Consider the following 24,986-nt stretch of genomic DNA (forward strand, 5'->3'; position numbering starts at 1 on the left):
TTATAGATAATGCAAAATACTTATCAAGATTTAATTACAGATATACAGAGTAAAAATCCTGAAATTCATCAGAAACTAGAAGGTGGAAAAAAATTTAAACTTGTTACAGATTTTAAACCTGCCGGTGATCAGCCAGAAGCAATAAAACAACTAGTTAAGGGTGCAAATAAAGAAGAGTTAAACCAAGTTTTGCTTGGTGTAACAGGTTCTGGAAAAACTTTTACAATGGCCCAAGTAATTGAAAAAACTAATAGACCAGCTCTAATACTTGCTCCTAACAAAACACTAGCTGCACAGCTTTATGGAGAGATGAAATCTTTTTTTCCAGACAATGCCGTTGAATATTTTGTATCTTATTATGATTACTATACACCTGAGGCCTATGTACCAAGGTCTGACACTTATATTGAAAAAGAAGCATCTATTAATGAACAAATTGATCGTATGCGTCACTCAGCTACTAGATCACTATTAGAGAGAGATGACGTAATTATTGTTGCAAGTGTTTCTTGTATCTATGGTCTGGGTTCTGTTGAGGCGTACAGCAAGATGACGTTGAGTTTAAAGAAAGATTATGAATACAGCAGAGAACAACTAATAAAAACTTTAGTAAATTTACAATACAAAAGAAATGATCAGAGTTTTTATAGAGGAACTTTTAGAGCTCGAGGAGAATATCTTGAAATATTTCCCTCACACTTTGAAGATAGAGCATGGAGATTAAGTTTATTTGGTGATAAACTAGAAAAAATAGAAGAATTTGATCCCTTAACAGGAGATCTAATACAAGATTTAGATGTAATAAAAGTTTATGCTAATAGTCATTACATCACGCCCAAACCAACTATCGAACAAGCAATTATTAAAATTAAAAGAGAATTAGAAGTAACTTTAAAAAAATTTAAAGAACAAAATAAATTACTTGAAGCACAAAGATTAGAAGAAAGAGTTAAGTTTGATTTAGAAATGATAGAAGCAACAGGGTCTTGTGCTGGTATTGAAAACTATTCTCGTTTTTTATCTGGAAGAAAACCAGGAGAACCACCTCCCACTCTATTTGAATACTTTCCTGACAATACTCTTATTTTTGTAGATGAATGCCACGTAACAGTTCCTCAGTTAAATGGTATGTACAAAGGAGACAGATCTAGAAAAAGTAATCTTGCCGAATATGGTTTTAGATTACCTTCTTGCATGGATAATAGACCTCTTAAGTTTGAAGAATGGGATGCAATGAGAACCCAAACAGTTTTTGTATCAGCAACGCCTGGTCCTTGGGAATTAGAACAAGTTAAGGGTAAATTTGTTGAACAAATAATAAGGCCTACTGGTCTAATTGATCCACCAGTTGAAATAAAACCTGCCAAAAATCAAGTTGATGACTTGATGCATGAGTGCAAAAAAACAATAGATAAAAATTTTAGAGTTTTGGTTACTACATTGACTAAGAAAATGGCTGAGGATTTAACGGAATATTTTCATGAGAATGGTATTAGGGTTAGATATTTACACTCTGATATCGACACACTGGAGCGAATAGAAATCATGAGGGATTTAAGGCTTGGTGTTTTTGATGTCTTAGTGGGAATTAACCTTTTAAGAGAAGGACTAGATATTCCAGAGTGTGCATTAGTTGGAATTTTAGATGCTGATAAAGAAGGATTTTTAAGATCTGAAACTTCTTTAGTTCAAACTATTGGGAGGGCTGCAAGAAACTTAGAAGGAAGAGTTATTCTTTATGCAGATAAAGAAACAAAAAGTATAAAAAAAGCTATACAGGAAACTGATAGGAGAAGGGCAATTCAAGTTGCCTATAATAAAAAGCATAATATTGATGCTGTTTCTATCAAGAAAGAAATCAGCGATGTGTTGCAGAACGTTTATGATAAGGATTATTTAAAAGTAGGTACTGGAGACAATATTGGTGGAAATTTAAAGAAACACTTAAAGATGCTCAACAAAAGAATGAAAGATGCAGCCACAAATCTTGAATTTGAAGAAGCTGGTAAAATTAGAGATGAAATAAGAAATTTAGAAGCATCAGAGTTAGAAATTGTTTTAAACCCAAAAATAAAACACTATAACCAAGAAAATAGAACATATCCAAAAGGTAGATCAACAATGGGCTTACCTGGTACAAGAGCACAAAAAGGTAAGAAAAAATGGAAGCAAACAAAATAATTATCACTGGAGCCGCAACTAGAATGGGTGCTGCTATTGCAAAGAAACTCTCAGGTCCAGGAGTTGAAATGGTTATTCATTACAATAAGTCTAAATCTGAAGCTGAAAAATTACAAAAGGAATTGTTAAAAAATAAAACAAAAGTTTACTTGGTAAAAGGTGACCTTGCAAAAGAACAAGATTTAAAAAAAATTATGAAATTCTCAAAGTTAAAATTAAAATACTTTGATTGTTTAGTTAATAATGCTTCATTGTTTGAAAATGACAGTCTTAGAAATTTTTCTTCTAAAAGTTGGAACCAGCATATTGACGTAAATTTAAAAGCACCCGCATACCTTACAAAAGAATTTTCAAAAAATGTTAAGGGTAAAAACAACAATATTATAAATATAATAGATCAAAGAATTTTTAAGTTAACTCCCTTTTTCTTTTCTTACACTTTAAGCAAAACAGGACTTTACACTCTAACAAAAACTAGCGCTATGGAATTAGCTCCAAATATTAGAGTTAATGGAATTGCACCTGGACCAACCATTAAGAATAAAAGACAAACTGAGACACATTTTAAAAAACAGTATTTAGCAACACCTTTGAAGCAACAAGTGAATGTAAAAGAAATATGTTCTGCTGTTGACTTTTTTATCAAAAACAGTTCAATTACGGGGCAAGTAATTGCTATAGATAGTGGGCAGTGCTTAAACTGGCAAACACCAGATGTAATTGGAAAAGAATGAAAAAAAATAATTTGAATATTGTAAAAATTGATAAGAACAAAAGTTTGTTTAATTACGAAAAAAAAATTCTTATTAAAGAACTAATTTTAGATTTAAAACTTGGATATTATGATTTTGAGAAAGAAAAAACTCAAAAAGTAAAATTCAGTTTAGAAATTGATTATGAGGATAGAAAACCAACAAATGACAAAGATATAAAGTCTATTGTTAATTATGGTCAGGTTGTAAAACTAATTACAAAGCTTGCAAAAAAGAAACACTACAATTTTTTAGAAACACTTGCAGAAGATGTTTTTGATGTATTATTTAAAGATAAGCGAATTGGCAAAATAATGCTTCAAATTGAAAAATTAGAAATCATAAAAGAATGTGCCTCTGTTGGTATCCAAATTACCAAAAAAAGAAGTCATGAAAAGCTCTGAATTAGGCAAAGACGTAATTAGAAAAGAGCTCCCATTAATTCCTAAAAGCCCTGGAGTTTATCGAATGCTCGATTATAAAGATGTGATTTTGTATGTAGGTAAAGCAAAAAACCTTCCTAATAGATTAAAGAGCTATGTAGCTGAAAAAAATCATATCATTAGAACAGCAAGGATGCTCTCTCAAACTTTTAAGTTAGAGATAACGACTACTGCCAATGAAAGTGAAGCACTTCTTTTAGAAGCTAATTTAATCAAAAAACATAAACCTAAATTCAATATATTGCTTAAAGATGACAAATCTTTTCCCTTTGTTTTCATCAGTAATAAAGACCAATGGGCACAAGTTACAAAACACAGGGGCAAAAAAGATAAAGAAGGATTTTACTTTGGACCGTTTGCTTCAGCAGGAACTGCAAATTGGACCATTAAGATGCTTCAAAAAATATTTCAAATTCGAGTTTGTGATGATAGCACGTTCAAGAATAGAAAAAGACCCTGCATTCTTTATCAGATAAAAAGATGTTCTGGTCCTTGTGTCGATTATATTGATAAAGAAGATTATAAAAAATCAGTAGATCAAGCAATCCAGTTTGTATCAGGTAAATCAAGAGATATACAAAAAAATCTATCTAAACAAATGGAGGAAGCCAGCGAAAAGCTGGATTTTGAAAGAGCTTCTATTTTTAGAGATAGAATTAAATCCTTAAATATAATTCAATCGTCACAAAGAATTAATGAAGCCAATCTAGTTGATGCTGATGTAATTGCTGCCTATAAAGAATCTGGCAAAACCTGTATTCAGGTATTTTTTTACAGATCCAAACAAAATTGGGGCAATCAAGCTTATTTTCCAAAGCATGATCCTGACCAAGACATATCTGAAATAATGTCTTCCTTCTTGATGCAATTTTATGAAAATAAGAATGTTCCAAAATTAATTATTATTAATACAGAAATTGAAGACAGGAAATTAATTGAAGAAACGTTAAGCAAAAAAGAAAGTAGCACAATTTCTATTAATATAGCAAAAAAAGGAACTAAAGCTAAAGTGATTGCTATGGCAGAAAAAAATGCCAAAGAGTCACTTAATAGAAAAATTTATGAAACAAATAATAATAAAAATTTATTTGAAGGTGTGGCTAAAAAATTTGATCTTAAAAGTAGCCTAAACTTAGTTGAGGTTTATGATAATAGCCATATCTCAGGAACCAATAGCGTAGGCGCTATGATTACTTTTGGAAATGAAGGATTTGTTAAAAAAAGATATAGAAAGTTTGACATCAAGACAAAGGGTGCTGAACAAGATGATTTTGCAATGTTAAAAGAAGTTCTTACTAGGAGATTTAAAAGAGCGATGTTAGAAAAAGGAAATTATTTAACTCTTCCTGATTTAATATTAATTGATGGTGGTAAAGGTCAATATTCATCTGCCAAAGAAGTATTGGATGAATTTGGCTTACATGATCTTCCTATGATCGCTATTGCTAAGGGTAAATTAAGAAATAGTGGTGATGAAACTTTTTTCTATAAGGGAAATTCATTTAAATTTGATAAGAATGACCCTACCCTCTTCTTCATGCAGAGACTGCGTGATGAAGCACATAGGTTTGCTATCACCTCTCATAGAGCAAAAAGAGCAAAAGGAATTACAAAATCATTATTAGATCAAATTGATGGTATTGGATCGATTAGAAAGAGAGCCTTATTGAACCACTTTGGCTCTGCTAGATCTGTAGAATCTGCTAGTTTTGATGAGATTAAATCAGTTGAAGGTGTTGAGGAAAAAGTTGCAAAAAAGATATATAACTTTTTTCACGAATAATTATGCTTAAAAAAATTCCAAATATTTTAACAATTGGTAGAATAATAATTGTACCTTTTTTTGTTCTAGCATTTTATTTGCCGGGTTTTTATGGTGATTTAACTGCATGCGTATTGTTTGTAATTGCTTCATTTACTGATTTTTTGGATGGAATGTTGGCAAGAATGATGGGTGAAGAGTCTAAGTTAGGTGAATTGCTTGATCCTATAGCAGATAAAATTATTGTTGCTACCGCACTTATATTGCTTGTTATGAGTGGAACAATTAAACATTATGAGGTTATTGCTGCAATTATAATACTTACAAGGGAGATACTGATTTCAGGATTAAGAGAGTTTCTAGCTAGAGGGCAAATTAAATTACCAGTAACTAATTTAGCAAAATTAAAAACTTTTTTACAAATGGTTGCCATAGCTCTTTTACTGACAGGTGAAACTGGTAATAAAATTTTAAATTTTCAAGATTATAATGCCCAAACTATTGGTATAATCCTGCTTTGGCTTTCTGCATTTTTAACTCTATATACTGGTTATGAGTATTTAAGAAAAGGCATTGACCATGCAATGTCTGAGGATAATAAAAAGTAAATAATCTATTTTTTTCTAACTAAAGCTTGATAACTTTCATTTAAATCAATTATAGTTTCACAAACTTTAAATTGATTATCCGCAATACATGATACTGGTGTTACTTCTGCAGCTGACCCAGTTAAAAAACAACCAACAAAATCTTTTAGTTCTTCTGGTTTAATTTTTCTCTCATTAATTTTAATTCCTTTAGATTTAGCAATCTCAATAACTGTTCTTCTTGTTATTCCGTCTAAAAAACAATCTGGAATTGGAGTGTGTATTTCCCCATTTTTATCTTTAAAAAAAACATTTGCTCCAGTTGCCTCTGCAACATTTCCTTCATGATCTAACATTAATGAATCTGTATAACCTTGTTGCTCTGCTTCGTGTTTTGACAGAGTGTTGATCATATATAAGCCAGATGCTTTTGTGTCCCACGGTATTGTATTTGGTGCTGGCTTTCTCCAGTTTGAAATATTTAATTTAATCCCATTAACTTTTAATTTTGGATCAAAATAAGAACCCCAATCCCAGGTTGCTACAGCAACATGAATTTTTGTTTGTTGTGCAGAGATTGCCATCATTTCACTACCTCTCCAGGCCATTGGTCTTACATAACCATCTTTTATATTTTGAACTGAAATAATTTTATTACATGCATCATTTATTTCTGTTTCTGAATATGGCATTGTAATTCCCATTCTTTTAGCTGAATAAAAAAGTCTTGTAGTGTGCTCTTCTAATTTGAATATTGAACCGTCATAAACTCTTTCTCCTTCAAATACACAGCTAGCATAATGCAATCCATGATTTAAAATATGAATTTTTGCATCAGCCCAATCAACAAGCTCGTTATTATACCAGATTTTACCAGATCTTTTATCGTAGGGTATCATGTATGAAATAATTTAAATTTTTTCCTAAAATTATCTTTGTATCTATAATATGTCAATATAACTTACCCATAATGAAAGAACTTTTATATTTAAAGGACACTCAGTTAAAGCAATTGATTGAAAAGTTATTTACAAGTTATCGTGAATCTTTTTCAGATGCCAAGAAAACCTTAGATAAATACTCTATAGGTATAGCTCACCACAAAGTTTTACATATATTATCAATGTATAAGGGGATTACAATTTCTGACCTGTTAAAGAAGCTAAAGGTTACTAAGCAGAGTTTAAATAGAGTTTTAAAAGATTTAATTAAACTTGATGTTGTTTTTTTTGAAAAAGATCAACAAGACACAAGGGTAAAACACATTTTTTTAAATGAAAAAGGAGAAAAAATTTTTGATGAAATATTTTCAACACAAAAAAAAAGAATTTATAATGCTCTTTTAAATTCAAGTTCAGATCAAGTTTTAAACTTTGATAATGTTTTAAAGAAAATAATCAATGAATGATTTTGTAGCCCATATTTTAGTTGTAGATGATGACGAGGGAATTAGATCTCTAATTAAACAATATTTAAATGAAAATAACTTTCTAGTTACTACATCAGATAGCGCAGAAAATGCTGAAGAAAAAATTTCAATAATTAAATTTGATTTAATTATTTTAGATATAATGATGACAGGCAAAAGTGGTCTTGATTTTATCAAACAAAATAAATCTAAGATTGATACCCCTATAATTTTATTAACAGCTAAAGGAGAGGCTGAAAATAGAGTTGAAGGCCTAGAGATAGGTGCTGATGATTATTTGCCAAAACCATTTGAGCCAAAAGAACTAACTTTAAGAATAAAAAATATTTTAAATAAAACAAAAAGAAATGATGAAAAAAGAATTATAACCTTTGATAATATTAAAATTGATCTTAACAAACTTTTAATTATTAAAAATGAAACTGAATATAAAATAAATAGTACTGAAAAAATCATATTGGAAAAAATGATTAACAATCCTGGCAAAACTTTTTCAAGAGAAGATATTGGTAAATTAACTGATCTTGATAAAGAAAGATCTATAGATGTAATAATTACAAGACTTAGAAAAAAAATAGAAATAGACCCGAAAAATCCAAAATACTTACAAACTTTAAGAGGTGCTGGTTATGTTTTATGGATTGAATAATTTTGTAAAAAATTTGCTACCCAAAAGATTATTTTATAGAGCTTTATTAATCGTAGCAGTACCAATAATTGTTCTTCAAGTAGTCATAACAATTGTTTTTTTTGATAGCCTTTGGATTAAAACAAATAAAGGTATGACAAGAGCATTGATCGGTGAGATGAAAACATTCATAGCAGCTTATGATAACGGAAAATATAATAATAATGACCTGTCAGGCTTATTCTCAATTTATTTAGATCTTAATGTTGAGTTTAAAAAAGACGATTCATTTAAAAAACCTCAAAAAGAAAGATGGTTTAGTCCTATAGATAGAACGCTGAGAAGAGAACTGAAATCCAAAATAGGTAGTAAAAATTACTGGTTCGATACAACAAGTTACAAAGAACTTATTCATATAAATATTAAACATAACAACGGTTACTTCGAATTTTTTATCCCAAAAGATAGGGTTGCAAGCTCATCTGCTAGAATATTTGCGTTATGGATCACCCTACCTGCCCTACTAATGATAACTATAGCCATACTATTTCTGAAAAATCAAACAAGGCCAATTATAAACCTAGCTAAAGCTGCAGAAAGATTTGGTAGAGGAGAAAATATTGATGAGTACAGACCATCTGGTGCTTTAGAGATCAGACAAGCAGGTTTGGAATTTGATAAAATGAGAAAAAGAATAATGAGACACCTAAATCAAAGGTCTGAAATGTTATCTGGTATAAGTCACGATTTAAGAACACCCTTAACAAGACTAAAACTTCAACTATCTTTTATGAAAGATAAAGATTTATCAATAAAAATGTCTTTAGATATAGATGAAATGGAAAAAATGCTTAATGAATATCTGCAATTTACAAGTTCATCTTATTTAGAAAAAGATGAAACTTTTGATATTTCTGAATTAATCGAAATCACAATAGATAAATATAATAATGATAAAATAACTAAAGAAATAATTCCAAGAGTTTATATGAATGGAAGAAAGAATTTAATACAGAGATCTTTAAATAATTTAATTGATAATTCAATTAAATATGCTGAAAATATAAATTTTCATCTATCAAAAAAAGAAAGTAACATAATAATTACTATTGATGATGATGGAGTTGGTATTCCTAAAGAAGAGTTAGAGAATGTTTTCAAACCATTTTATAAAGTGGACAAAAGTAGAGGGAACTCGAAATCTAGTGTTGGTCTTGGATTGTCAATTACATCTGACATAATCAAATCCCATGGAGGAAATATTTTATTAGAAAAATCTCCTTTAAACGGCCTTAGAGTTAAGATTTTTTTACCTTTGTAGATTTTTTATTTGGACTTTTTTTTTCTAGTTTGTTGATTTTTTTTTCTAAATTTTCAACTCTTTTAATTAATATATCTGTTTCTTCTTTGCTAGTTAATTTCATTTTAAAAATGATTTCATCTCTTTTAGATCTTAAAACATTTATGATTTCAGAGCTTAAATCTTTGTAAGAAATAAGTCCTTGTTCAAATAGCTTTGTTAATTTATCAATTACAAATTTTGATTTTGTCATATATTCGTTTATAAAATTAATATACTTTATACGTAGTTTTTTAAAAATGTTTATTAATAATTTTGACCCAGTTGCTTTTCAAATATTTTCATTAGAAATCAGATGGTATTCCTTGGCTTATATTATCGGTATTACACTTGGTTGGCTGTATTGCAAAAAAAATTTAATCAAAGATCCTCATATTTTTCAGCTATTTGATGACTTCATAACCTATCTCATTATAGGTATGATTTTGGGGGGTCGGCTTGGATATACTTTATTTTATAATCTAAAATATTATTTAGATAACCCTATTGAAATATTGATGGTTTGGAATGGAGGAATGTCATTTCATGGTGCTTTAATTGGAATTATAATTGCATCAATATTGTTCTCAAAAAAACACAATACAAATTCGTTTATATTTTTAGACTTAGTTGCCCTATCTGCTCCAATTGGAATTTTTTTCGGTAGAATTGCCAATTTCATAAACTCAGAGCTTTATGGGAGAGCCACAGACCTGCCCTGGTCAGTTCAATTTGTTCTAATAGATAATATCAAAAGACACCCCTCTCAATTATATGAGGCTTTTTTTGAAGGAATAATTCTTTTCTTTGTACTTGGGTATTTTTTTAAAAAAGATTATTTAAAAGTACCTGGAAAAATCTCTGCTTTATTCCTAATCTTTTATTCTCTATTCAGATTTTTTATAGAATATTTTAGATCTCCAGATCCTCAAATCGGTTACTTGGTTTTAAATCTAACATTAGGCCAATTGATAAGTATTCTTTTTTTCATGACTGGGGCTTATCTTTTGTCCTTAAAAAAATGAAAATTAAGGATAATGACTTGTTTACTCTAGATAAGTTTATAGAGGAATCTCTTTATAACAAAACATCTGGATACTACATGAAAAAAGATCCCTTTGGCAAAAAGGGTGATTTCATAACTTCACCCAACATATCCGTATTATTTTCAGAGATGATTGCAATTTGGGTAGTTTCATTTTGGCAGAATCTAGGTTGTCCTGAAGAGTTTAATTTAATTGAGTTAGGTGCTGGTAATGGTGAAATGATGAAAGTTTTAGTTAATACCTTTGATAGGTTTCCAATATTTAAAAATTCTTGTCGTATTAAGATTTTAGAAAGAAGCAAATTACTCAAGAAAAAACAAAAGGCTAATATCAATAAAAAAAATATTCAATGGTTAAATAATTTAAGCGAATTAGATAATTTACCATGTATCTTTTTAGCAAATGAATTTTTTGACGCATTGCCTATTAAGCAATTCATAAAAAAAGAAAAAAAATGGTTTGAAAGGCATGTCAAATTCTTCAATAAAAAATTTGAATATTTCGATGTTCCTTTTGATATGGAAAAATTTGAAAATAAAATCAAATTTAAGATTGCTAAACAGCAGAACTTTATTGAGTACTCACCACAATCAACTGAATACTTAAAAAGTATTAACAATAAGATTAAGCATAATAATGGTGGAATTTTAATAATAGATTATGCATATATTGATAAAAAAATGAAAAATACCCTACAAGCTGTATCGAAACATAAATATTGTGATGTGCTAGAGGGTTTTGGTGATTCTGATATTACTTATAATTTAAGTTTCAATTTGATAAATAGTATAGTTAAAGAATTAAGCTCACTTACTACAATGAATACTACCCAAGGTGAGTTTTTAACACAACTTGGTATTCTTGAAAGAGCAGAAATACTGTCCGAGAAAATGTTATTCAGTGAAAAAGCTGATATTTATTTTAGAATAAAAAGGCTTATAGATAAAAATCAAATGGGTGAATTGTTTAAAGTAATGCTAATAACAACAGATAAAAATAAATTCAAATTGGGGTTTTAAACTGATTAAGTCAAAGAAGCTCAGCAAATTTAAAAGCTTACAGCACGCTTTCTTTAATAGAAAGGGTGGGAAATCTCTAGGTATTTTTAAGAGTTTAAATTGTGGTCCCAGATCTTCAGATAATAAAAAAAATGTTTTAAAAAATCTTCAAATTGTTCAAAAGAAGATTAAAACTAAACTTAAAAAAATTATCCTACTTAAGCAAATTCACAGTAATAAATTTCATTTTATAGATAAAGATCTAAATCTTAAAAATTATAATTTTGAAGGAGATGCACTAATCACAAATAAAAAGGAATTTCCTATAGCTATATTAACTGCCGATTGTGCTCCAATACTAATTTATGATGAGAAAGAAAAGATGATTGCAGCAATTCATGCTGGCTGGAAAGGTGCTTTTAAAGGGATAATTAAAAAAACCTTAAATTTTATGATAAAAAAAGGCTGTGCTCCTAAAAATATTACCGCTGTTATTGGGCCATGTATTTCAGTAAAAAATTATGAGGTAAAAAAAGATTTTATTAATAAACTCATTAAAAAAGATGAAAAAAATAAAAAATTTTTTAAGAAAATTCAAAATAAAGATTTCTTTAATTTAAAGAAATATGTCCATTCTCAATTAAAAGCCTTAAATATAAAGAAAATTGATATAATCAATAAAGACACATTTAATCCTAAAAATAATTTTTTTAGTGCTCGAAGATCTATTAGCCGCAATGAGAATGATTATGGTAGAAATATTTCTGTAATTATGATTAATTAATAATATCTCATGAAATTATTAACTGGAAACAGCAATAAACCTCTCAGTAAAAATATTGCAAAATATTTAAAAACTAAGCTTGTGAATTCAAGTATAAAAAAGTTTTCTGATGGAGAAATTTATATAGAAATTAATGAGAACATTAGGGGTAATAGTATCTTTATAATTCAGTCTATTTCATCACCTGCAAATGACAACTTAATGGAATTACTACTTTGTATTGATGCTTTAAAAAGATCTTCGGCAAAAAATATTACCGCTGTCATTCCTTACTTTGGATATGCTCGACAAGATCGAAAAGTAGTACCTCGAACTTCCATTTCTGCAAAACTTGTTTCTAATTTAATTACTAAAGCAGGTGCTGACAGAGTCGTTACCGTAGACCTTCATGCTGGGCAAATTCAGGGCTTTTTTGATATTCCTGTAGACAACTTGTTTGCTACACCAATTTTTGCAAGACATGCTAAAAAAAATATAAAAAGTAAAAATATTATTTGTGTTGCACCAGATGTTGGTGGAACTGAAAGAGCGAGAGCACTTGGTAAAATTTTAAATGTAGAACTTGCTATTGTGGACAAGAGAAGACCCAAACCAGGTCAATCCAAAGTTATGAATGTCATAGGAGATGTTAAGGGGAAAACTTGTATTATAGTTGATGACATAATTGACTCAGGTGGAACTATAGTAAACGCTGCGAAAGCTTTAAAGGATAGAGGTGCTAAAGAAGTTTACGCTTATATTACTCACGGGGTTTTAAGTGGAGAGGCAGTAGATAAAATTAAAAAATCTGTCATTAAAAAATTAGTAGTAACAGACACAATTGACAATCATGATAAAATAAAAAATGTTAAAAATATAGAAGTTTTGCCTATTTCAGCCCTTATGGGTGAGGCAATTAAAAGGATCTCTAACTCAACATCTGTATCTGATTTATTTAAATAATTATCTTGAGTTATTAAGAAACTTGGGCTAAAAGCCATCTTTTTATGAATTCACTTGATGCAAATACTAGAAACACTAAGTCAAAAGGAGATGTTCGTTCTCTTAGATTGGCTGGAGATATCCCTGGCATAATTTATGGGGGACCAGAAGAAAATCAAAAAGTTACTGTATTAAAAAAAACATTAAAATCTCTAATACAAAAAGGAAGCTTCTTATCAAATATAATAACTCTTAATTTAGATGGAAAGCCTCAAAATGTTTTGCCAAGAGAAATTACTTATAATGTAATATCAGATGAGCCAACTCATATTGATTTTCTTAGAGTTGTCCCAGGTGTAAAAATTAGAATAGAAGTACCTGTAGAATTTATTAACCATGAAACTTCACCAGGCTTAAAAAGAGGTGGAGTACTAAACATTGTTAGAAGAGAAATAGAGTTAAAATGCCCAAGTGAAAAAATACCATCTGCAATAACTATTGATTTAGATGGAGTGGATATTGGAGAAAGTTTCAAAATATCTTCAGTTAAACTAGAAGAAGGTGTTACACCAACTATTATTGGAAGAGATTTTGTGATTGCAACATTGGCAGCGCCTACAGTTATGAAAGAGCCAGAAAAACCAGCTGAAGCTGAAGAGGCAACAGCAACAGAAGATGGTAAAGAAGAAGCACCAGCAGCAGAAGGCGATAAAAAAGATGGCGATGAAAAAAAAGCCACTGAAGAAAAAAAATAATCAACTTATTATTGTGAAGACTCCTAGATACGATTTAAAAAAAATATGCTTTTATTTGTAGGCTTAGGAAATCCAACACCCGATAGCGAAAATAACAGACACAATATTGGTTTCAAATTAATTGATGCTCTTAATCAAAAATTTGGTCTGTCTAAACAAAAACCAAAATTTAAAGGATTGTTAACTACGGGCAATATTGAAGATAAAAAGGTTTATGCAATAAAACCTTTAACCTTTATGAATAACTCTGGAATTTGTATAAGGGAATTAATTGAATACTTCAAAATTGATGCTGAAGATGTGATTGTCTTCCATGATGACCTTGACCTTGAGTTTGGAAAAGTAAAAGCAAAATTTGCGGGATCTAGTGCAGGACATAATGGAATCGAGTCTATTGATAAATTTATTGGTAAAGATTATTCAAGAGTAAGAATAGGAATTGGAAGACCCAAAACTAAAGCTGATGTTTCAGACCATGTATTAAAAGATTTTGATGAAGATGAAATGATACAACTAGAAAAAATTACTAAAAATATTATTGATTCAATGGCCATATTAATTGATAAAAAATTAGATTTATTCTCAAGCACTGTAAATAATAAGTAATGAGTTTTAAGTGTGGAATTGTTGGCTTACCTAATGTTGGTAAATCTACATTATTTAATGCACTTACAAATTCAAGCAAGGCACAAGCTGCTAATTTCCCTTTTTGTACGATAGAACCAAATGTTGGTGTAGTTCCTGTACCAGATGAAAGACTGGATAAATTGGTAGAAATATCAAAATCCAAAAAAAAAATTAACACTACTATTGAGTTTGTAGATATAGCTGGGCTAGTAGAAGGTGCCTCTAAAGGTGAAGGCTTAGGTAATAAATTCTTATCCCATATAAGAGAAGTGGATGCAGTCATACATATGATCAGATGTTTTGACTCTGATGATATTCAAAATGTGAACCCAACTGTTGATCCAATTAGAGATTTGGAAATTATTGAAACAGAAATGATGTTGGCAGACCTTGAATCAATACAAAAAAGATTGGAAAAAAATAATAAGAAAAATGTAGATGAAGAACAATTAAAAATATTAGAAATTGCTTCTGACTGCATAAATAATTCTAAAGATATTCAAATACTTTATGAACAATTTGACAAAAAATTAATAAACCAAAGTGGTTTATTGTCTTTAAAACCTAAAATTTTTGTATGTAACGTTGATGAAGCAAGTGTTCAAAATGGAAATAAATACACACAAGCTTTTATTGATAAATTTGGTGAAAAAAATACCCTAATAGTTTCGGCTGATATTGAGAACCAAATAAATCAATTAGAAAACGAAGAAAAAGAAAATTATATGGAGATGATTGGATTAAAAAGAACTGGCTTAAATATGTTAATTCAAAAGGGTTATAATATTTTAGAGCTAGACACTTACTTTACATCTGGACCTGAGGAAACTAGAGCCTGGACTATTCAAAAAAATTGCACAGCACCAAGAGCAGCCGGTGAAATACATACTGATTTTGAAAAAGGTTTTATTAGAGCTGAAACAATTGCATACGAGGATTTCATAGCAAATCAAGGTTGGATAAATTCCAAAACTAATGGAAAAATGAGACTTGAAGGAAAAGATTATATTGTCAAAGATGGTGATATATTAAACTTCAGATTCAATACGTGACCAAATTTTCTTCATACTAAAGTAAACCAGAATAGTTAAAATAATTAAATATAAAATAGCTTTAAAGCCCATTTTATGTCTGCTTTCTAAATGAGGCTCAGCTGCCCACATTAAAAATGTTGTAACATCTTTTACCATTTGTTCTTTTGATGCTGTAGTGCCATCGCTATATTCCACCAAACCATCTGACAATGGTTCTGCCATCTTAATATTATTTCCATACATATACTTGTTGTAGTAAACACCATCATCAAGTGTCACTCCACTTGGAGCATCCTCATAACCAAGTAACAATGAGTAAATATAATCTACACCTCCAGTTCTAGCTTTTGCTAGCACGGACATATCTGGTGGATAAGCTCCTCCATTTGCTGCTTGTGCTGCTTTAACATTTTCAAACGGCATTACAAATTTATCTGATAATTTTGCTGGTCTGATAAACATTTCACCATCATTATTGGGTCCATCACTAACCTCAAAACTTGCAGCTATTGCTTTAGCCTGCTCTTCAGTAAATTCTGGTCCACCTGGTTCAAATAAGTTTCTATAACTTACATATTTCATTGAGTGGCACGACGCACAAACCTCAGTATAGACTTGATATCCTCTTTGAAGCGAACCTCTATCAAATTTACCAAAAAGACCTTTGAAACTCCAATCTGTTTTTAAAAAATCTACTTTTTCAGCTGCATTAACTTGGATTGCTCCGGTTAAAATAAAGACTATTAAATAAGTTATTTTAAAAATATTTTTCACTGAATTAATTTAAACTTTCTTTTTTTTTAACAGCTGATGCCATTGGCATTCCTCCAAGTACTGGTTCTGTAATACTTAAAGGTAAAGGTATAGTTTTTTCTTTAAATCCTAATAACGGTAAGATTATTAAAAAATGAATAAAGTAGTAAGCTGTGGCAACCCTAGCAATCAATAAGTAAAGCCCTTCAGCTGGCATTGCACCCACGTAACCTAGAACTAATACATCCACTACTAGTATCCAATAAAATTGCTTGTAAAGAGGTCTGAATACTGCTGATCTAATTTTTGAAGTATCTAACCAAGGCAGTGCAGCTAAAATTAATATTGCTGACAACATTGCAACTACTCCCATTAATTTATCAGGAACTGACCTTAGGATTGCATAAAATGGTAATAGATACCACTCAGGAACTATATGGGCTGGTGTAACCATTGGGTTTGCTTCTATATAATTGTCCGCATGCCCTAAAATATTTGGTGAATAAAAAACAAAAAATGCAAAAACAATCATAAACATTAATAATGCAAAGGCATCTTTGATCACAATATATGGATGGAATGGCACTGTATCCTTAGAAGGCTTTTTAACATCAATTCCTATTGGATTATTATTTCCAGGAATATGCAGTGCCCAAATATGAAGAACCACCAAGCCTAAGATTAAAAATGGTATCAAATAATGTAACGTGAAAAACCTTGTTAAAGTTGGGTTATCAACAGAATAACCTCCCCACAACCAATTTACTATTCCTTCACCCACTAAAGGTATTGCACTAAAAAGATTTGTAATAACTGTTGCCCCCCAAAAACTCATCTGACCCCATGGTAAAACATAGCCCATAAATGCAGCTGCCATCATTAAAAGGTAAATTATTATTCCAATAATCCAAATTATTTCTCTTGGAGATTTATATGATCCATAAAACAAAGATCTAAATATATGAATATAAACTGCTAAGAAAAACATTGAAGCGCCGTTTGCGTGAATATATCTTATAAGCCAACCATAGTTCACATCTCTCATGATGTGCTCAACACTTTCAAAGGCCATATCAGCATGAGCAATGTAGTGCATAGCTAAAGTTAAACCTGTAACGATTTGTGTAATTAAGCAAAAAGTTAAAATTCCACCAAATGTCCACCAATAATTTAAATTCTTAGGTGTTGGATAATCAGTTAAATGACTAGCAAGTGATAAAAGTGGAAGCCTGTCATTAAACCATTTTCCAAATTTTGAACTGGGAACGTACTCGTGATCACTCATAATTATTTATTATCCAATTTTAATTGTGTTGCTATTAACAAATTCATATTTTGGAACTTCCATGTTTGTTGGAGCAGGACCTTTTCTAATTCTTCCAGATATATCGTAGTGCGAACCATGACAAGGACAAAACCAACCATTGTAGTCTCCTTTATCATTTAAAGGGACACATCCTAAATGCGTACAGACACCTAACATAACTAACCATTCTGGATCTTTTGCTCTATCCTCATCTTTTTGAGGGTCTTTTAAATCTTCCATTTTAACAGCTCTTGCTTCAGCTACTTCCTTTGGAGTTCTTCTTTTAATAAAAACTGGTTTTCCTCTCCAAAGTACAGTGATTGTTTTTCCAGGTTGAACTGAACTTATGTCAACTTCTGTGCTGGCCAATGCTTTAACAGAGGCATCTGGGTTCATTTGATCAATAAGTGGCCAAACAACAGCCTACCCCAACAGCTCCTACAGCATACGAGGCAGTAAATAAAAATTCTCTTCTTTCAGGTTTTTTTTCAGACATCTTTTATTTTTTGTATATTGTTATCTAGTATATGACTTCTTATAAGAAAAAAGTTTTTTTTCCACTGAAACAATGACACATAAAACATGAATTTGAGACCTAAAATAGCCTTATATGAACCTGATATTCCTCAAAATACAGCAGCTATTATTAGAACATGTGCATGTCTGGGTGCTGATTTAGAAATAATTGAACCATGTGGTTTTTTATTCAGCGATAAAAGATTTAAAAGAGTTGTAATGGATTACATGGATGAAAAAATGATAAAATTTTATCAAAGTTCAGATGAGTTTTTTAAATCAAAAAAGAATGAGAGGGTAATATTGTTAACAACTAAATCATCAGACACTTATACTGCTTTCAAATTTGAGGGTAATGATACACTGCTATTTGGAAGAGAAAGCGCTGGTGTACCAGATCATGTTCATAATTCAATTAAGTATAGGTTAAAAATACCCATGATGGACAATAAAAGATCTTTAAATATAGCCTCTTCAGTTGCTATAATTCTTTCAGAAAATTTAAGACAAACTAACTTTAATAAATAATGAATAAAGAAATTAAAAAAAAAATTGTTTCTAATTGGTTTAAGTTGCTGCAGAACACAATTTGTAACGATATTGAAAAACTAGAAAGTAAAAAATTAAAATTTAAATCTAAAACTTGGAATAGAAATGAAATTAAAGATGAAGGTGGCGGAGAGTTTAGAGTTTTAAAAGATGGTAAAATTTTTGAAAAGGTTGGTGTAAACTTTTCAGAAGTGCATGGAAAATTTTCAAAGGAGATGGGTAAAAAAATTCCAGGTGCCTCTAAAAATCTAAATTTTTGGGCGTCAGGAATTTCTGTTGTAATGCATATGAAAAACCCTCATGTTCCAGCAATTCACTTTAACACAAGGTTTATCTTTACAACGCATGGATGGTTTGGTGGTGGTATGGATGTAACACCTTGCATTCAAGATCTTAAGGAAAAAAGCTTCCTTCATGACGAATTAAAAAAAATGTGTGATCGACATGATAAAAAATTCTATAAAAAATATAAAAAGTGGTGTGATGAATATTTTTATTTACCACATAGGAAAGAAACAAGAGGAATTGGTGGTATTTTTTTTGATTACAAAAAAAATGATTGGGAGAAAGACTTTAAATTTGTAGCTGATCTTGGAGTTACCTTTCAAATGTTATTTAACTCTATAATACAATTGAAATACAAAAAGAAATGGACTGTAAAACAAAAGGAGATACAGTATATTAAAAGAGGTAGATATGCTGAGTTTAACTTACTATACGATAGAGGAACAAAATTTGGTTTACAAACAGGTGGTAATGTTGAAGGAATATTAATGTCTTTACCTCCAATAGCAAAATGGAATTAAAATGGAAAAAGAACCAATAACAACTGCCGGACTTGAAGTTTTAAAAGAAGAGCTAATTTTTTTAAAAGAGAAAAAACGTCCACAGATAGTAGCTGCAATATCTGAAGCAAGATCACATGGAGATTTGAAAGAGAATGCTGAATACCATGCTGCAAAAGAAGAACAATCACATAATGAAGGAAGAATAGTTCAGATTAATGATAATATCGCAAGAGCAAATGTAATTGACGTTACAAAAATGAGTAATAATGGAAAAGTCATCTTTGGCTCAACTGTAGATTTAGAAAATTTAGATACTGAAGAAAAAATTACCTATAAAATAGTTGGAAAAGATGAGGCTGACCTTCAAAAAAAACTAATATTTTTTCAATCACCAATAGGTAGAGGTTTAATTGGAAAAAATAAAAACGATTTGGTTGAAATTAAAACTCCCGCAGGTGTAAAAAACTTTGAAATTAAAGATGTAAAGTACGTTTAATTACTTACTATTTTTCGAACTTCTTTATCTGAAATTTTGAAATCATTACTAGTCCAGACCTCTTCTATTGCTTTTAACTTCTGTCCCAGCTCTCTTCCCTCAGGAACTTGATATTTCTCCATCAAGGTACTAGCTTTAAATGGCATGACAGGCATTTCTTTTTTCTTAAAAATTTCAATTAATTTAATTAACTTATTGTCTACTTTTTTGGATTTAAAAATCTTAAAATAAAGAACATCTAATAATGCCTCTCTACCATTAAAATAAAAAACCTTATTCAAATTTTTTTCTGAAAAAATTTGGCTAGTATTTTTTTCTAAATAAAACTTATTTAAAAATATAAGTCTTTTTTGATCTTTTTTGGATAAATTAAATTTATAAATAAAGTAATCTACATTATCAGTTCCATCAATAATCATTAAAGATAATAAGAAAATAAAGTCCACTTCAAGGAAGTTTTTTTTTGCAAAGCCATTCATTTTATTAAATAGAGAAATGTTTTTTATTTGTGGAAAAATAAGATTTATAATCTCTAAACAATCCTTATCCTTAGTTAGCTTTAGAAAACCATCTGATTTTAATAGTTTTTGAAATTCATCTATTAATCTTTCTGAGGAAATACTTGAAACACCACTTAGGTTTTTTTTAATTGCTTTAATGACTTTTGGGTCATGGCTATGTTTGGAATAACTAAGATAAAATCTAACATATCTTAGCACTCTTAAATAATCTTCTTTAATTCTTGTTTCTACATTTCCAATGAAATTAATTTTTCCATTTTCTAAATCATTCTTTCCATCAAATGGGTCAAATAAACTTCCTTCAATATCAGCATAAATAGAATTGATAGTAAAATCTCTTCTAGAAGCATCATCTTTCCAACTATCAGAAAACTCTACTTTTGCGTGTCGTCCATCTGTATCAACGTCTTTTCTTAATGATGTAATTTCAAACTTTATGTCATTAATTAACGCTGTAATTGTTCCATGTTCTATTCCACTCTCGTAATATTTTATGCCTTTTATAGTAAGAGCCTCACATACCTCTTTTGGATTTAAATTTACTGCTAAATCTATATCGTCATATCTTTCTTTATTGATAATCTTTCTTACACACCCACCAACATAACGGATTTCACTATTGCTAGTGTATGAATGAATTGCTTCAAATATTTTTGAAACCTCTGTTTCTTTTTTAATATTTTTAAAGCCTGAATTTATGTGATTAAGGTTTTGAGATCTAAAAAAAATTTTATCTAATAAGTTATTCATATATGGCTGGCCCACAAGGATTCGAACCTCGGATCTCTGTACCAAAAACAGATGTGATACCACTTCACCATGGGCCAATATTAGTTGCATATATCACAAAAAAAAAAAATTATATAGTTTTTGATTCAATACACCAGTGGCTGTTAAATTTTCGTTTATATTGACTGCAGGCTTTTTTGCAGGCCTTTTTGGAATGAAAATAAGCCACTATTGAGGATCCTGATCCAGACATTCTAGCAAATAGAGCATTGGGTAAACCGCTGAGATAGGATTTAATTATTTTAAGTTCCGGATATTTATTTAAGGCAACCTTTTCAAGATCATTGTCTAAATTTTTTAAATATTTTGCTTCAAATAGTTTCTGTTTAGGAGGGTTGAATTGTGGTTTGGAGAATGAATTAACTTTAGAATAAATATATTTTGTAGAACATCCAAAGTTAGGTTTTGCAATTAATATATGAAATTTAATTTTATTTTCATATTTTTTAATATCTCCATTAGATAAAAGAATAGCAAATGATGGCTTTATACCTAAAATAACATCTGATCCTATTTCATTACTTATTTTTCTTATCTCACTTTTTTTTAATTTAATTATTTTTTTTTCAATAAAAAAATTTAATAGACTGGCAGCATTCATGGACCCACCTCCCATTCCTGCTTTTTGGGGTATATTTTTTATAACTTTAATTTCAAATTTTTGATTATTTAAAAGTTTTTTATTATCTAAAATTTTTAACAATTTTGAAATAGTATTAATTTTACTAATATTTTTAGAAAACTTTCCAAAAAAATTTATTTTGTGCTGTTTTATTTTGCTTTCTCTTAGTGTGATTGAATCATGTAAATCAATAAAAGAAATCAAACTTTCAATATTATGAAGCTTTGATTTTTTTCCAGTAACGTTTAGAGCTAAATTTATCTTTGCATAAGACTTTATCTTAAAACTATTCATAATTTAGGAATTTTTTAATCCCTCTATTAATTTACTTTTAATAGTTTCTTTCATGGTATCTTCTGTTTCATCTAAATTTAAAACAGCTTGCCAAAAATATCTTGCTTGAATTTTTCTATCCAGCTGCCAAAGAATATCACCATAATGATCGTTAACTATTGGATCCTGAGGCATTAATTCAACCGCTCTTTTAAGAAAATTTTCTGCCTTCTCATATTGTTCAACCAAGTAATATGCCCAACCGATTGAGTCAATAATATATGGATCGTTGCTTCTGGCTGCATAAGCTTTTTCAAGCATCTTAAGAGCTGTTTCAATTTTATGTTCTCTTTCCAACCATGAATAAGCTAAATAATTTAAAACATAAGCATCATCTGGGTTGGCTGCTAGAGATTTTAATAAATCTTTATCTGCTTTTATATAATCTCCAGATCTTTCATAACTTCCTCCACGCCTATATAATATTTCAGCGTATAAGTCGGAATTAACGTCCATTTTTAAAAGTATTTGATCGTAAAAACTTATCGCTTCAATATATCTTTTTGAATTTTTATGCATATTTGCAATATCAAATAAAAATTTTTTATTTGGGTTTTTAATTTCTTTAAATTTTTTATTGATAAAATTTAGAGATGTTTCTTGATCAGACTTTTTTAAAATAATTTGAGACTCTTTTTTTAACTTAAACCAATAATAAAATTCATGCTTTTTATCAAATACTTTGAGAGTTTTTAATGTATTGGAATAATCATCATTCAAATAATAATTTTCAGCTAATAGAGACAAATTGAAAATAAATTTAGGGTTTAAATAGTTTGCTATGTTTAAGTAAAAATTTGATTTCTCATAATCATTCTGAGAAGAATAGAGATTTGCTATTAGAAAAAATAGCTCACTAACGATGTCATTCGAATTAGTGCATAAGAAAATATCTTGAAAATTACCTAAGTTTTTATCTTCTATCCATTTTTTACCTTGAGAAATTAATACTGATGAATTTAAATAATCAAAATTATTAGTAACTTTTTTTGCCTTATCATAATTATCATTCTCGATTAAATAACTGATCAAAAAAAATGTATATCTTGAATAATCAGCATCGTTTTGTGAATTAATTAATGTATTAAAATATCTCTCAGTATCTTTATCATTTAAATAACATCGTTGAAAAACTTCGTTAATAAATGAAAAATTTCCAAACGTATTTTTTTGCTTCATTAATTTTTTTTCTTCAAAAACTGATAAATATTGTTTGAAGGTTTCTGCAATGATTAGAGAAAGCCTATCATTGTTAATAAATTCATATGATCTATCGATATAAACTTTACTTTTTTTAAAGTTTTTTTTCTTTAAACTATCAACTGCCAGTAACAAATTAGCCTGAAAAAAGTCAGAGTTGTTTTTTGTTGAGCTCTGTTTAACTTGATTAATTGCTTTCTTAACTTTGCCATCAAGCACTAAAGAAAATACATACCTCTCAAGATAGGCGTCATGCTGTTTTATTAATATTTTTGATGAATTAAAAAATTTTAAAGCTTCCGTATTATCTAGATTTTCATAAGCTACAATTCCTGAAAAATAATTAGACAAATACCTCGCATTAAAATCGTTTAAACTGGTATTTTTTGAGTATAATGGACTCTGATAAAGTAATAATATTAAAAATAATTTAAAAAACTTTACCAACATTTGGCTATTCTATGTCTAAAAAAGTAATAAATCAAAAAACGAATTTTGACTCTGAGTTTTTAAACTCTACTGGATCTGACTTTATTTTTGATGAAAACCCAATCAATAGACTAAAAAATACTAGTAATGATTTAAAAAAAGATCTGAATATTCAAAAAATAGATAAAGTTAAAGAGCTTGAGGATCTTAAAGAACAAATAAACTCAATTAGCGATTGTAACTTAAAGAATAATTCAAAAAAGATGGTTTTAGGAGATGGAAATATTAATAGCCCAATAATGATAATTGGTGAGGCCCCAGGTGTTGAAGAAGATAACTCTGGATTAACTTTTATGGGTGAGGTAGGAGATCTTTTAAAAAAAATGCTAATTGCAATAAATATTGAAAAACAAAATATTTATACAACATATGCTGTAAACTTTAGGCCCCCTGAAGATCGAAAGCCAAACTCTACAGAAATTAAAAGATATTCTCAATTTGTACAAAAACATATTTCAATAATAAATCCTAAAATAATAATTCTTATGGGTAGTACTGCTATGGAATCTTTAACAGGTTTAAATAGTAAAATTTCTATTGAGAGAGGAAAATGGAAAGAAGTAATTGTCAAGAATACAAACTACAATGTTATCATAACTTTTAACCCTTCTTATCTTTTAAGAGCTCCTGAAAACAAAAAACATTCATGGGATGACTTAAAAAAAATTAAGCAAAAAATCTTAGAACTAAAACTATCCATTTAATGAAAATCTTAGCAGGTGTTGATGAAGTTGGTAGAGGAAGTTTAATTGGACCCGTTTATGCAGCAGCTGTCATATTAAATAATTCTATTGATAAAAAATTATTAAAAGATTCAAAAACTCTAACAAAAGACAGGAGAGAAGAGCTTGAAAAATATATTAAAAAAAATTCTATATGGGCTATAGGTAAGGCGTCGACTAAAGAAATTGAAAAAATTAACATATTGCATGCAAGTTTACTTGCAATGAAAAGAGCTATTCTTAAATTAAAAACAAAACCTTCACTTGTTTTAATTGATGGCAACAAACTGCCTGACCTAAAAAACTATAAATTAGAATATATAATTAAAGGAGATCAAAAAATTCCAAGCATTTCTGCTGCATCAATTATTGCAAAAGTCAGTAGAGATAAATTTATTACAAAACTTTCAAAAGAATTTAATAATTATGGATGGGATACAAACTCTGGTTATGGAACCAAAGAACATTTAAAAGCTATTAAGAAATTTGGTATTACCAAATATCATCGCAAAACATTTTCACCTATTAGTGATCTTCTATAAATCCCAATAATAACAACACAAGATCTGGTTGTTTAAGAAATAATAAACACAAATTGAATCCATTTAATTCAATC

27 protein-coding genes, 1 tRNA gene and 1 pseudogene are annotated in these 24,986 nt (G+C 29.3%); 20 read left to right on the top strand and 9 right to left on the bottom strand.

What is annotated here, in order from left to right:
- The first annotated feature begins 9 nt into the window (after positions 1-9).
- From uvrB to pgsA, 5 genes are read left to right on the top strand one after another with little or no spacing between them, the layout of a single operon-like run.
- Positions 10-2,181, top strand: a complete 2,172-nt coding sequence (gene uvrB, locus ABXT45_RS05630; RefSeq protein ID WP_415278012.1) for an excinuclease ABC subunit UvrB — start codon at positions 10-12, stop codon at positions 2,179-2,181.
- Positions 2,163-2,915, top strand: coding sequence for an SDR family oxidoreductase (locus ABXT45_RS05635; RefSeq protein ID WP_415313102.1), 753 nt, complete (start codon positions 2,163-2,165; stop codon positions 2,913-2,915). The genes uvrB and ABXT45_RS05635 overlap by 19 nt, the downstream gene beginning before the upstream one ends.
- Positions 2,912-3,337, top strand: a complete 426-nt coding sequence (locus ABXT45_RS05640) for a dihydroneopterin aldolase (RefSeq protein WP_271505226.1) — start codon at positions 2,912-2,914, stop codon at positions 3,335-3,337. The genes ABXT45_RS05635 and ABXT45_RS05640 overlap by 4 nt, the downstream gene beginning before the upstream one ends.
- The gene (uvrC, locus tag ABXT45_RS05645; RefSeq protein ID WP_415313103.1) at positions 3,324-5,159 is read left to right on the top strand and encodes an excinuclease ABC subunit UvrC; all 1,836 of its coding nucleotides are present in this window, start codon (positions 3,324-3,326) and stop codon (positions 5,157-5,159) included. Before ABXT45_RS05640 ends, uvrC begins: the two co-directional genes overlap by 14 nt.
- A gap of 2 nt (positions 5,160-5,161) precedes the next feature.
- Positions 5,162-5,746, top strand: coding sequence for a CDP-diacylglycerol--glycerol-3-phosphate 3-phosphatidyltransferase (gene pgsA, locus ABXT45_RS05650; protein WP_271492308.1), 585 nt, complete (start codon positions 5,162-5,164; stop codon positions 5,744-5,746).
- Positions 5,747-5,751: 5 nt separating this feature from the next.
- On the opposite strand, the gene ABXT45_RS05655 is transcribed toward pgsA, so the two are convergent.
- Complete coding sequence (locus tag ABXT45_RS05655) at positions 5,752-6,624, bottom strand: branched-chain amino acid aminotransferase (protein WP_415313104.1); 873 nt, start codon at positions 6,622-6,624, stop codon at positions 5,752-5,754.
- 71 nt (positions 6,625-6,695) lie between these two features.
- On the opposite strand from ABXT45_RS05655, the gene ABXT45_RS05660 reads away from it, so the two are divergent.
- From ABXT45_RS05660 to ABXT45_RS05670, 3 genes are read left to right on the top strand one after another with little or no spacing between them, the layout of a single operon-like run.
- Positions 6,696-7,133, top strand: coding sequence for a MarR family winged helix-turn-helix transcriptional regulator (locus ABXT45_RS05660; protein WP_415313105.1), 438 nt, complete (start codon positions 6,696-6,698; stop codon positions 7,131-7,133).
- Entirely contained in the window at positions 7,126-7,803 is a 678-nt protein-coding gene (locus ABXT45_RS05665) for a response regulator (protein ID WP_415313106.1), read from the top strand. The genes ABXT45_RS05660 and ABXT45_RS05665 overlap by 8 nt, the downstream gene beginning before the upstream one ends.
- Positions 7,784-9,103 carry an ATP-binding protein gene (locus tag ABXT45_RS05670; RefSeq protein WP_415313107.1) on the top strand — a complete coding sequence of 440 codons (1,320 nt, stop codon included), beginning with the start codon at positions 7,784-7,786 and terminating at the stop codon, positions 9,101-9,103. The genes ABXT45_RS05665 and ABXT45_RS05670 overlap by 20 nt, the downstream gene beginning before the upstream one ends.
- Here the strand turns inward: ABXT45_RS05670 and ABXT45_RS05675 are convergent.
- Positions 9,081-9,335 (bottom strand): hypothetical protein, encoded by a 255-nt coding sequence (locus ABXT45_RS05675; RefSeq protein WP_271492296.1) that lies wholly within the window; start codon positions 9,333-9,335, stop codon positions 9,081-9,083. The genes ABXT45_RS05670 and ABXT45_RS05675 overlap by 23 nt on opposite strands.
- A 46-nt stretch (positions 9,336-9,381) precedes the next feature.
- Here ABXT45_RS05675 and lgt point away from each other — a divergent pair, with 46 nt between their 5' ends.
- Genes lgt through ychF form a run of 7 tightly spaced genes read left to right on the top strand, consistent with a single transcriptional unit; the run spans position 9,382 to position 15,304 of the window.
- Positions 9,382-10,146, top strand: coding sequence for a prolipoprotein diacylglyceryl transferase (gene lgt / locus ABXT45_RS05680; protein WP_415313108.1), 765 nt, complete (start codon positions 9,382-9,384; stop codon positions 10,144-10,146).
- Positions 10,143-11,186, top strand: coding sequence for an SAM-dependent methyltransferase (locus ABXT45_RS05685; protein WP_415313109.1), 1,044 nt, complete (start codon positions 10,143-10,145; stop codon positions 11,184-11,186). Before lgt ends, ABXT45_RS05685 begins: the two co-directional genes overlap by 4 nt.
- Before the next feature lie 4 nt (positions 11,187-11,190).
- Positions 11,191-11,949 carry a peptidoglycan editing factor PgeF gene (gene pgeF / locus ABXT45_RS05690; RefSeq protein WP_415314447.1) on the top strand — a complete coding sequence of 253 codons (759 nt, stop codon included), beginning with the start codon at positions 11,191-11,193 and terminating at the stop codon, positions 11,947-11,949.
- A 9-nt stretch (positions 11,950-11,958) separates the two neighbouring features.
- Positions 11,959-12,891 (top strand): ribose-phosphate pyrophosphokinase, encoded by a 933-nt coding sequence (locus ABXT45_RS05695; protein ID WP_415294769.1) that lies wholly within the window; start codon positions 11,959-11,961, stop codon positions 12,889-12,891.
- Positions 12,892-12,935: 44 nt separating this feature from the next.
- Entirely contained in the window at positions 12,936-13,625 is a 690-nt protein-coding gene (locus ABXT45_RS05700) for a 50S ribosomal protein L25/general stress protein Ctc (protein ID WP_415313110.1), read from the top strand.
- Positions 13,626-13,670: 45 nt separating this feature from the next.
- Positions 13,671-14,231: an aminoacyl-tRNA hydrolase gene (gene pth, locus ABXT45_RS05705; protein WP_271492280.1), complete on the top strand. Its 561-nt coding sequence runs from the start codon at positions 13,671-13,673 to the stop codon at positions 14,229-14,231.
- Entirely contained in the window at positions 14,231-15,304 is a 1,074-nt protein-coding gene (gene ychF / locus ABXT45_RS05710) for a redox-regulated ATPase YchF (protein WP_415313111.1), read from the top strand. The genes pth and ychF overlap by 1 nt, the downstream gene beginning before the upstream one ends.
- Here ychF and ABXT45_RS05715 read toward each other — a convergent pair.
- From ABXT45_RS05715 to petA, 3 genes and pseudogenes are all read right to left on the bottom strand, one after another.
- A complete protein-coding gene (locus ABXT45_RS05715) occupies positions 15,281-16,060 on the bottom strand; it encodes a cytochrome c1 (RefSeq protein WP_415313112.1) in 780 nt (259 codons plus the stop codon). The genes ychF and ABXT45_RS05715 overlap by 24 nt on opposite strands.
- A gap of 4 nt (positions 16,061-16,064) precedes the next feature.
- Entirely contained in the window at positions 16,065-17,324 is a 1,260-nt protein-coding gene (locus tag ABXT45_RS05720) for a cytochrome b/b6 (protein WP_271492270.1), read from the bottom strand.
- A gap of 9 nt (positions 17,325-17,333) precedes the next feature.
- A pseudogene (gene petA / locus ABXT45_RS05725) lies at positions 17,334-17,841 on the bottom strand (ubiquinol-cytochrome c reductase iron-sulfur subunit).
- Positions 17,842-17,927: 86 nt separating this feature from the next.
- Between petA and ABXT45_RS05730 the strand changes: the two are divergent.
- Genes ABXT45_RS05730 through greA form a run of 3 tightly spaced genes read left to right on the top strand, consistent with a single transcriptional unit; the run spans position 17,928 to position 19,694 of the window.
- Positions 17,928-18,389, top strand: a complete 462-nt coding sequence (locus ABXT45_RS05730) for a tRNA (cytidine(34)-2'-O)-methyltransferase (protein WP_415286127.1) — start codon at positions 17,928-17,930, stop codon at positions 18,387-18,389.
- Positions 18,389-19,216, top strand: coding sequence for an oxygen-dependent coproporphyrinogen oxidase (gene hemF, locus ABXT45_RS05735; protein WP_415313113.1), 828 nt, complete (start codon positions 18,389-18,391; stop codon positions 19,214-19,216). The genes ABXT45_RS05730 and hemF overlap by 1 nt, the downstream gene beginning before the upstream one ends.
- A gap of 1 nt (position 19,217) precedes the next feature.
- A complete protein-coding gene (gene greA / locus ABXT45_RS05740) occupies positions 19,218-19,694 on the top strand; it encodes a transcription elongation factor GreA (RefSeq protein ID WP_415286131.1) in 477 nt (158 codons plus the stop codon).
- Here the strand turns inward: greA and ABXT45_RS05745 are convergent.
- From ABXT45_RS05745 to ABXT45_RS05760, 4 genes are all read right to left on the bottom strand, one after another.
- On the bottom strand, positions 19,691-20,965 hold the full coding sequence (locus ABXT45_RS05745; RefSeq protein WP_415313114.1) for a CCA tRNA nucleotidyltransferase: 1,275 nt from the start codon (positions 20,963-20,965) through the stop codon (positions 19,691-19,693). The genes greA and ABXT45_RS05745 overlap by 4 nt on opposite strands.
- Positions 20,966-20,968: 3 nt before the next feature.
- A tRNA-Gln gene (locus ABXT45_RS05750) sits at positions 20,969-21,042 on the bottom strand.
- A 32-nt stretch (positions 21,043-21,074) separates the two neighbouring features.
- On the bottom strand, positions 21,075-21,920 hold the full coding sequence (locus ABXT45_RS05755; RefSeq protein ID WP_415313115.1) for a 4-(cytidine 5'-diphospho)-2-C-methyl-D-erythritol kinase: 846 nt from the start codon (positions 21,918-21,920) through the stop codon (positions 21,075-21,077).
- A 3-nt stretch (positions 21,921-21,923) separates the two neighbouring features.
- Positions 21,924-23,510 (bottom strand): tetratricopeptide repeat protein, encoded by a 1,587-nt coding sequence (locus ABXT45_RS05760; protein ID WP_415313116.1) that lies wholly within the window; start codon positions 23,508-23,510, stop codon positions 21,924-21,926.
- Between the two features lie 110 nt (positions 23,511-23,620).
- Between ABXT45_RS05760 and ABXT45_RS05765 the strand changes: the two genes are divergently transcribed.
- Positions 23,621-24,352, top strand: a complete 732-nt coding sequence (locus ABXT45_RS05765; RefSeq protein WP_415313117.1) for a uracil-DNA glycosylase — start codon at positions 23,621-23,623, stop codon at positions 24,350-24,352.
- Complete coding sequence (locus ABXT45_RS05770) at positions 24,352-24,912, top strand: ribonuclease HII (protein ID WP_415313118.1); 561 nt, start codon at positions 24,352-24,354, stop codon at positions 24,910-24,912. Before ABXT45_RS05765 ends, ABXT45_RS05770 begins: the two co-directional genes overlap by 1 nt.
- The last annotated feature ends 74 nt before the right edge of the window (positions 24,913-24,986 follow it).

The organism is Candidatus Pelagibacter sp. Uisw_106 (genome assembly GCF_047724975.1).
Classification (GTDB): Bacteria; Pseudomonadota; Alphaproteobacteria; order Pelagibacterales; family Pelagibacteraceae; genus Pelagibacter.

What these genes read in the sequence shown, in the direction of transcription:
- uvrB (WP_415278012.1), top strand. Translation starts at nt 10, where the DNA reads ATGCAAAATACTTATCAAGATTTAATTACAGATATACAGAGTAAAAAT.
- ABXT45_RS05635 (WP_415313102.1), top strand. Translation starts at nt 2,163, where the DNA reads ATGGAAGCAAACAAAATAATTATCACTGGAGCCGCAACTAGAATGGGT.
- ABXT45_RS05640 (WP_271505226.1), top strand. Translation starts at nt 2,912, where the DNA reads ATGAAAAAAAATAATTTGAATATTGTAAAAATTGATAAGAACAAAAGT.
- uvrC (WP_415313103.1), top strand. Translation starts at nt 3,324, where the DNA reads ATGAAAAGCTCTGAATTAGGCAAAGACGTAATTAGAAAAGAGCTCCCA.
- pgsA (WP_271492308.1), top strand. Translation starts at nt 5,162, where the DNA reads ATGCTTAAAAAAATTCCAAATATTTTAACAATTGGTAGAATAATAATT.
- ABXT45_RS05655 (WP_415313104.1), bottom strand. Translation starts at nt 6,624, where the DNA reads ATGATACCCTACGATAAAAGATCTGGTAAAATCTGGTATAATAACGAG.
- ABXT45_RS05660 (WP_415313105.1), top strand. Translation starts at nt 6,696, where the DNA reads ATGAAAGAACTTTTATATTTAAAGGACACTCAGTTAAAGCAATTGATT.
- ABXT45_RS05665 (WP_415313106.1), top strand. Translation starts at nt 7,126, where the DNA reads ATGAATGATTTTGTAGCCCATATTTTAGTTGTAGATGATGACGAGGGA.
- ABXT45_RS05670 (WP_415313107.1), top strand. Translation starts at nt 7,784, where the DNA reads ATGTTTTATGGATTGAATAATTTTGTAAAAAATTTGCTACCCAAAAGA.
- ABXT45_RS05675 (WP_271492296.1), bottom strand. Translation starts at nt 9,335, where the DNA reads ATGACAAAATCAAAATTTGTAATTGATAAATTAACAAAGCTATTTGAA.
- lgt (WP_415313108.1), top strand. Translation starts at nt 9,382, where the DNA reads ATGTTTATTAATAATTTTGACCCAGTTGCTTTTCAAATATTTTCATTA.
- ABXT45_RS05685 (WP_415313109.1), top strand. Translation starts at nt 10,143, where the DNA reads ATGAAAATTAAGGATAATGACTTGTTTACTCTAGATAAGTTTATAGAG.
- ABXT45_RS05695 (WP_415294769.1), top strand. Translation starts at nt 11,959, where the DNA reads ATGAAATTATTAACTGGAAACAGCAATAAACCTCTCAGTAAAAATATT.
- ABXT45_RS05700 (WP_415313110.1), top strand. Translation starts at nt 12,936, where the DNA reads ATGAATTCACTTGATGCAAATACTAGAAACACTAAGTCAAAAGGAGAT.
- pth (WP_271492280.1), top strand. Translation starts at nt 13,671, where the DNA reads ATGCTTTTATTTGTAGGCTTAGGAAATCCAACACCCGATAGCGAAAAT.
- ychF (WP_415313111.1), top strand. Translation starts at nt 14,231, where the DNA reads ATGAGTTTTAAGTGTGGAATTGTTGGCTTACCTAATGTTGGTAAATCT.
- ABXT45_RS05720 (WP_271492270.1), bottom strand. Translation starts at nt 17,324, where the DNA reads ATGAGTGATCACGAGTACGTTCCCAGTTCAAAATTTGGAAAATGGTTT.
- ABXT45_RS05730 (WP_415286127.1), top strand. Translation starts at nt 17,928, where the DNA reads ATGAATTTGAGACCTAAAATAGCCTTATATGAACCTGATATTCCTCAA.
- hemF (WP_415313113.1), top strand. Translation starts at nt 18,389, where the DNA reads ATGAATAAAGAAATTAAAAAAAAAATTGTTTCTAATTGGTTTAAGTTG.
- greA (WP_415286131.1), top strand. Translation starts at nt 19,218, where the DNA reads ATGGAAAAAGAACCAATAACAACTGCCGGACTTGAAGTTTTAAAAGAA.
- ABXT45_RS05745 (WP_415313114.1), bottom strand. Translation starts at nt 20,965, where the DNA reads ATGAATAACTTATTAGATAAAATTTTTTTTAGATCTCAAAACCTTAAT.
- ABXT45_RS05755 (WP_415313115.1), bottom strand. Translation starts at nt 21,920, where the DNA reads ATGAATAGTTTTAAGATAAAGTCTTATGCAAAGATAAATTTAGCTCTA.
- ABXT45_RS05765 (WP_415313117.1), top strand. Translation starts at nt 23,621, where the DNA reads ATGTCTAAAAAAGTAATAAATCAAAAAACGAATTTTGACTCTGAGTTT.
- ABXT45_RS05770 (WP_415313118.1), top strand. Translation starts at nt 24,352, where the DNA reads ATGAAAATCTTAGCAGGTGTTGATGAAGTTGGTAGAGGAAGTTTAATT.